This is a genomic window from uncultured Brachyspira sp. (assembly GCF_944390595.1).
Classification (GTDB): Bacteria; Spirochaetota; Brachyspiria; order Brachyspirales; family Brachyspiraceae; genus Brachyspira.
In genome coordinates this window covers 1-7,203 of record NZ_CALXRN010000226.1, presented here as the reverse complement: position 1 = coordinate 7,203, position 7,203 = coordinate 1, and the positions used below count along the sequence as shown (strand labels likewise).

At 27.1% G+C, this 7,203-nt stretch carries 6 protein-coding genes; 3 read left to right on the top strand and 3 right to left on the bottom strand.

Going from position 1 to position 7,203, the window contains the following annotated elements; all coding sequences use genetic code 11:
• The 3 genes from Q0J90_RS13615 to Q0J90_RS13605 form a co-directional block, all read left to right on the top strand.
• The coding region (locus tag Q0J90_RS13615; protein WP_297278426.1) for a chemotaxis response regulator protein-glutamate methylesterase at positions 1 to 1,064 on the top strand (1,064 nt) is incomplete at its 5' end.
• A gap of 8 nt (positions 1,065 to 1,072) precedes the next feature.
• Positions 1,073 to 1,888: a hypothetical protein gene (locus tag Q0J90_RS13610; RefSeq protein WP_297278425.1), complete on the top strand. Its 816-nt coding sequence runs from the start codon at positions 1,073 to 1,075 to the stop codon at positions 1,886 to 1,888.
• A gap of 113 nt (positions 1,889 to 2,001) precedes the next feature.
• Positions 2,002 to 4,089 carry a glutamine synthetase III gene (locus Q0J90_RS13605; protein WP_297278424.1) on the top strand — a complete coding sequence of 696 codons (2,088 nt, stop codon included), beginning with the start codon at positions 2,002 to 2,004 and terminating at the stop codon, positions 4,087 to 4,089.
• Between the two features lie 40 nt (positions 4,090 to 4,129).
• On the opposite strand, the gene Q0J90_RS13600 is transcribed toward Q0J90_RS13605, so the two are convergent.
• From Q0J90_RS13600 to Q0J90_RS13590, 3 genes are all read right to left on the bottom strand, one after another.
• Positions 4,130 to 5,149, bottom strand: a complete 1,020-nt coding sequence (locus Q0J90_RS13600) for a WYL domain-containing protein (RefSeq protein ID WP_297278423.1) — start codon at positions 5,147 to 5,149, stop codon at positions 4,130 to 4,132.
• Between the two features lie 10 nt (positions 5,150 to 5,159).
• On the bottom strand, positions 5,160 to 6,287 hold the full coding sequence (locus Q0J90_RS13595) for a hypothetical protein (RefSeq protein ID WP_297278422.1): 1,128 nt from the start codon (positions 6,285 to 6,287) through the stop codon (positions 5,160 to 5,162).
• Positions 6,278 to 7,203: DUF1385 domain-containing protein (locus Q0J90_RS13590; protein WP_297278421.1), on the bottom strand; the 926-nt coding region annotated here is incomplete at its 5' end. The genes Q0J90_RS13595 and Q0J90_RS13590, both read right to left, overlap by 10 nt.

Below are 7,203 nucleotides of genomic sequence, written 5' to 3'. Positions count from 1 at the left end.
TTAATTCAGACCCTGCATTAGAAATGGTAGGAACTGCTGCAAATCCAATTTTAGCTGAAAATAAGGTCAAAAATCTTAAACCTGACATTATTACTTTAGATATTGAAATGCCGGAAATGGATGGTATTACATATCTTAAAAAACTTATGCTTAACAACCCTATTCCTGTAATAATGTTTAGTTCTCTTTTGGATAAACATAGAGAATTAGCTTTAGATGCTTTAAATATTGGAGCTTTTGATTATGTAATTAAACCTTCTGCCAATGTTAGAGATGGTGTAGAAGAATTAGCTACAGATTTAGTTGAAAAAATTAAAAATGCTTATGCAAATAGAGCTAAATTCTATAGAAAACATGGTGTTACAGTTCCAACAGAACCTGCTGCTGCTACAGAAAGAAGTTCTATTAGTTTAGAAGCACCAAAAACAGCCGGATTCAAAGTTTATCAAAAAAATACAGCAGATATTATACTTCCTCTTACTCCTTCAAGAGAAACCCCTATGGATAAAATTATTCTTATAGGTTCTTCAACAGGCGGTACAGAGGCTTTAATAGAATGTCTTAAAAATGTTACACCTTCAGCTCCTCCTATCGTTATTGCTCAGCACATGCCTGAACACTTTACTACATCATTTGCTAAGAGATTAAATGGTATTTTAAAAATAGATGTATTTGAATCTGAAGATGGTATGAGCATAGGAAGAGGACAGGCTGTACTTGCTAGAGGTGCTAAGCATACTATGATTAAAGTTAGAGGCGGTAAATACTATATAGAAGTTAGAGATGGAGAGCCCGTTACTAGACATAAACCTTCTGTAGATGTACTTTTCAGAAGCGGTGCAGTTTACGCTAAAAATAAAGCTATAGGAATAATACTTACAGGTATGGGTGATGATGGTGCTAATGGTATGAAAGAAATGAAAGATGCAGGTGCTTACAATATAGCTCAAAATGAAGAAACTTGTACTGTTTTCGGAATGCCTAGAGAAGCAATTGCAAGAGGCGGAGTTGATGAGGTTTTACCATTAGACAAAATACTTGCTGCTGCTCTAAAAAGAGTGTAAATATAAAAATGGATAGTATAGATTTATATGAATATATAAATAGATGGGTAAGCAGTTTTACAGCTTACACATATTATAAAATAGAAAAAAAATTGGACTTTATATCCAAATTAATATCACCTCATAAACAATTTAATAGTATTTCCATTGTTGCTACTGGTTCAAAAAGAAACAGGACAGATGTAACTTATATGGAATACCTTAATTTGTTTTTAGTATTAGATGATGAAAAAAATAGTATATCTGATACTAGAAAATTTAAATCTTCTATTTTAGAATTAATAAAAAATAATGATTCATATTCAAATAAAGTTAATGTTACATCATCGTCTTTAATTTTAGAATATGAAAATGAAAAAATTGTATTAATACCTTCAGTTAAAAATTTAGATAATAATGTTGAAGGTGCTTTAGTTACACATGCAAATGAAAAAAATGAAATTTTCTATCCTAAATTAGACAATAGAAATTTTGATAAAAAAGAACATGACTGCGGTTCTAATTTTATTAATTTAATAAAATTATTTAAGCATTTATTCCTTACTTTTTCTCCTGAAATTAAATACATCAATGAGTTAACTCCTGCTATAACAGAAGCACTTATATGGAATTTACCAAATGAATATTTTCAATTTAAAGATTATTCTTCAGCAATATCAAAAGCCCTTGAATATATTTATCAAATAATAGCTAGTGATGATTATATGAGTTTATCTGAAATTAATGATATAAAGGTTTTATTTTCTACTAGAAATAATCTTGATAGAAAAGAATTATTAAAAGCATTATATAAATTAAAACAATTCATACATGAAAACATATAAAATTCTAACTTTTTTACTATAACTCTTAATAGTAATATTGAATTAATTTAAACTAATGATATAATATTGCATTATAATTTTTTATAATAAATTTCTTAGGAGAAATATATAAAATGAAAAAAATACCAGAAATTTTTGGTAGTATGGTTTTTAATGATAATGTTATGAAGGATAAACTTCCCAAAGACATTTATAAAAAACTTATAAAAACCATAAAAAATGGAGAGCGTTTAAATTTAGAAGTTGCCAATGTTGTAGCTCATGCTATGAAAGAATGGGCTATAGAGAAAGGTGCTACTCATTTCACTCATTGGTTTCAGCCTATGACAGGTGTAACAGCTGAAAAACATACCAGTTTTATTACTCAAACTGATGATGGCTCTATTCGTATGGAATTTACAGGTAAAGAATTAGTTCAAGGAGAACCAGATGCTTCTAGTTTTCCTTCAGGCGGATTAAGAGCTACATTTGAAGCAAGAGGATACACTGCTTGGGATCCTACTTCTTATGCGTTCATAAAAGATGATACATTATGCATACCTAGTGCCTTTTGTTCATACAGCGGAGAATCATTAGACAAGAAAACTCCCCTACTTCGTTCTATGGAAGTTATAGAAAAAGAGGCAAAAAGAATATTAAAATTATTCGGACATAATGATGTAAGTAGAGTATTTACTACTGTAGGAGCTGAACAGGAATATTTTTTGATAGACAGAGATTTATATTTACAAAGACCTGATTTAAGATATTGTAAAAGAACATTATTTGGAGCTTGTCCTCCTAAAGGTCAGGAATTAGAGGATCATTATTTTGGAGCAATAAAACCCAGAGTACTTGCATTTATGAAAGAACTTGATAATGAGCTTTGGAAACTTGGAATAGTTGCTAAAACAGAACATAATGAAGCAGCACCTGGTCAGTATGAATTGGCTCCTGAGTTTACAGTTACCAATATGGCTACAGATCAAAATCAGCTTACTATGGAGCTTATGAAAGTAATTGCTGAGAAACATAATTTAGCTTGTATTTTGCATGAAAAACCATTTACTGGTGTTAATGGAAGCGGAAAACATAACAACTGGTCTATGGCAACAGATACAGGTATGAATTTATTGGATCCAGGTGATAATCCCTCACAGAACAAACAATTTCTTTTATTTTTAATTGCTATAATAAAGGCCGTTGATGAGTATCAGGATTTACTTAGAGTTACAACAGCAAGTGCAAGTAATGATCATAGACTTGGTGCCGCTGAGGCTCCTCCTGCTATTATCTCTATATTTTTAGGTGATGAATTAACTGACATACTTGAATCTATGGAAAATTCTAAAAATTATAAAGGCAAAGCAAAAGTTGAAATGGAAATGGGAGTTAATTCTTTGGCTAGACTTACTAAAGATACAACAGATAGAAACAGAACTTCCCCTTTAGCCTTTACAGGAAATAAATTTGAATTTAGAATGGTTGGTTCAAGCCTTTCAGTTTCCGGTCCTAATATAATAATGAATACTATAGTAGCTGAAGCATTTTCTCAATTTGCTGATATACTTGAAAAATCAACTAGTTTTGAAAAAGATTTGGATAATTTAATAATAGATACAATAAAAAAACATAAGAGAATAATTTATAATGGAAATAACTATTCTGAAGAGTGGGTTAAAGAAGCAGCTAAAAGAGGATTATTTAATTTAAAAACTACTCCAGAGGCATTACCTCATTTCATATCAAAAAAGAATATAGATGTTTTAACTAAGCATAAGGTATTAACAGAAACTGAAATACATTCAAGATATGAAATAAGTATGGAAGAATATGTTAAAGTAATAAATATAGAAGCTTTAACATTAATAGATATGGTTCATAAGCAGATATTACCTTATTCTATAGAGTATACTGGCGAGTTAGCTGATATAGCTGATAAGAAAAGAAATCTAAAACTTAAATTTGATGTTGAAAAAGATTTAATTACTAAACTTAATGAATTAATAAAATTATTAGATTACAAATTAAATAAATTAGAAGGTTATATAGTAGAAGCTAAAAAGATTAATGATATATCTAAATCAGCAAAATTTTATAGAGATAAAATTTTTACATGTTTAGAAGATATGAGAATTACAATAGATGAATTAGAAAAAACTGTATCTAAAAAATATTGGAAACTCCCTACTTATGGAGATATGCTTTATAGTCTTTCATAAATTGTTTTAATGGGAATAGATATTGTTATATTTATTCCCATTATTTTTTATTCATAATATTTAATGCATTATTAAGATAATCTATAAACTCTATGCGGAATTCTTCCGGTGATATAATTGTGAAATATCCAAGCCATGGACTTAAAAATATTCTAAGTTCCGTAAACGATGAAAAATTAAATGAAACTTCAATAGAACCATCACTTAATTCTTTTTTTACTTTTTGATTGAAGCCGTAATATCTGTTTTTGAAAAAATGTGCTACATCAGAATGGAAATTAATTACCGTTTTTATTAATTTATCATCGCTCCAATATATGCTTCTTTTGCTCTCTATTAAATTTATTAATTCTTCACGTTTCTTTAATCTTCTATTGTATTCATTATCATGTTCTTCTTTTTCTTTTTGAGAACGAAATTTTAATTGTTTATGAAGCTGTATATTTGATATGTTAGTTATTATATATGTTTTAATTTTATTATGTTTATTATCATTTGCCACTAAGTACCATATACCCTGAAAATAATATATTAAATATGCTACAGCGTTTACTCTATAAACAATATCTCCGCTTTGAAGGTAATAATCAAAACTTATATCATCTAAATCTTTTACATAGCATATTAATTTATCAAGAATATCGTTATCCATAGATATATTATTTATATCATTATTTGCTATGATAATAACATCATAGTATTCATTATCAACATTTTGAGGTAAGAGTTTAGATATTGTAGAATGAGGTATTAATGATAAATTGCTGCTTATTTTTTTTATGAATACAGAAAATAATTTATCAAGATTTTCTTTTAAATCTTTATTATTAAGATTAACCCCTCTTCTAAGTTTTTTTAAATCTTCTTTTTTTACATAATACTTGTCATTATCTGAAATTAAATCTATTTTTAAATATTTTTGTATATCTTCAATATCTCTCTGTGCTGTTCTTGTAGACATATTGTTTGAATTCATAATTTTGTTTTTAGGAATAAATCCTTCAACTACAAGCGAACTATAAAGTTCAAATAATCTTTCAAATTTTTTCTTTTCAGTCATATATGATCTCCTAAAAAACACTATGAACAAATTCTTTTACAGCATTTCCATTTATTTTAAATTGTTCATTATTTATGGTAAAATATCCATCCAATATACCATTAACTATTTCAACATCCATTTTGCTAAAATTTCCAAATGAATCATACAAATATTTGCCGGTAGCATTAAATACAAAACTGAATCCATCTTCTTTAGAATAATAATCTATTACATCTTTATATTCATGCGATTCAAAATTTTTATACATATACCATTTTCCTTTATATAAAAATTTTATAATTTTTGAATTCTGAGATTCCGGTTTTGGATCATAAATAAATATTGGTATAGGTTCTGTTGTATATGATGTATATACTAAAGCAGCTATAATATTATGAGCATATCTTGATGGAATTCTTCCTGCTGTATTAATAGCCAAAATTGAACTTGTGTCAGATATAACATTTTCACTTCCAGGTACAACTAAATATCCTGAAGGAATTCCATAATAAAATGATGTATATAATGCTCTATTTCTTGCCCAGTTTATCATAGAAGCATTAAAGTTAGTAAATTTAAATGAAAATTCTGTATCTATTAAATTAGTTATTGATGTTTTTAAGGATATTTTAGTATTATAAAAATTTGGAATTTCTAAATTTAATTCTCCTATGTTCTTTCTAAATTGAGAACGTATAAAATTGTCATAAAAGTCTAAAAAATCTTTTTCATATTCTTTTATAATAAAATTCTGAGAGTCTCCATCCAATATATTAAATGCATTATACGAAAAATATCTTTTTAATCCTTTTTTATATAATTTCCAAAATATTATATGATTATCATGAAACAAATATAAATATAAATTTTCAATCATATTATCATTTATTTGTATAGATTTAGGTACTTCAGAAAAATTACCAGTATAATATATTCCTTTAGCATTTGTAATAGAAGTTATAGTACTATCCAATGTTGGTAAATCATTTCTGCTGTATGATTTATTTGGTATAACTTTATAGTTAATATATATAAAAAGAAATATAGATGTCGCTATAAGTAAAATTATAGATACTATTAGAATATACTTTTTTATATAACTAGCAGAATATTCATAATAATCATCTTTTTCTATAAGACGTTTTTTTATACGCATAACTTTTCTTCTAAATTTGATTGATTTTCAGCTTTTTTAATATCATTTTGTACATCTTCTTCTGTTCTATTTGCCACAGAACTATCTAACAGCTTACTTAGGGCAAATAAAGCTACTTCTATTTCATCGTCCTGAGGTCTTCTTGTAGTAATTTTTTGAAGCAGCAAACCAGGTAATATTGCAAGTCTCATAAGAGGGAAATTATAAAACTTGAAACCTAATTTTAATATCTCATAAGAGATTCCAGAAACTATAGGAAGCAGTATTATATTAATGCCAAGTACAGTTAAATTTCCAATTATTTTAGGAGGAGTATAAGAAGCATATATATATGTATAAACAAAATAACTTGTAAACATATAAAGCAAAATAGAAACTGTTAATACTAAAAACATAAATGTAGTACCGCATCTTGGATGTATTGTAGTATAATCTCTTATATTTCCTGTATCCGGATCAAGTCCATGTTCATAAGCATTAACTACCATGTGTTCTGCTCCATGATATTCAAATACTCTTTTTATATCTTTGAAAAATGATATAATAAGCAAATACAAGACGAATATTGCTAATTTAATACCGCCTCTTGCTAAATTAAAAATAACAAAATTTTCTTTTTCATTTATTCCTATAAGAGTTGTAATGAAATAAGGCAATGCTATGAAAAGTCCTACAGCAAAAGCTAATGATATAAGCATGCTCAATGTCATTGCAATATTATCATTTTTTTCTGATTTTTTTTCAGTTTTTTTGCCATCCTTTTTTTCTTCTTCAATTCCTGCAGTATTAGCAGAAAATACTAAAGTTTTATATCCTAATTTCATCATATCTATAAAATTAACAACACCTCTGAAAAAAGGCATTTTACTTAATTTATTTTTATTTTCAGGTATGCTTTGCTTTATAAAATCAATCT

What these genes read in the sequence shown, in the direction of transcription:
- Q0J90_RS13610 (WP_297278425.1), top strand. Translation starts at nt 1,073, where the DNA reads ATGGATAGTATAGATTTATATGAATATATAAATAGATGGGTAAGCAGT.
- Q0J90_RS13605 (WP_297278424.1), top strand. Translation starts at nt 2,002, where the DNA reads ATGAAAAAAATACCAGAAATTTTTGGTAGTATGGTTTTTAATGATAAT.
- Q0J90_RS13595 (WP_297278422.1), bottom strand. Translation starts at nt 6,287, where the DNA reads ATGCGTATAAAAAAACGTCTTATAGAAAAAGATGATTATTATGAATAT.
- Q0J90_RS13600 (WP_297278423.1), bottom strand. Translation starts at nt 5,149, where the DNA reads ATGACTGAAAAGAAAAAATTTGAAAGATTATTTGAACTTTATAGTTCG.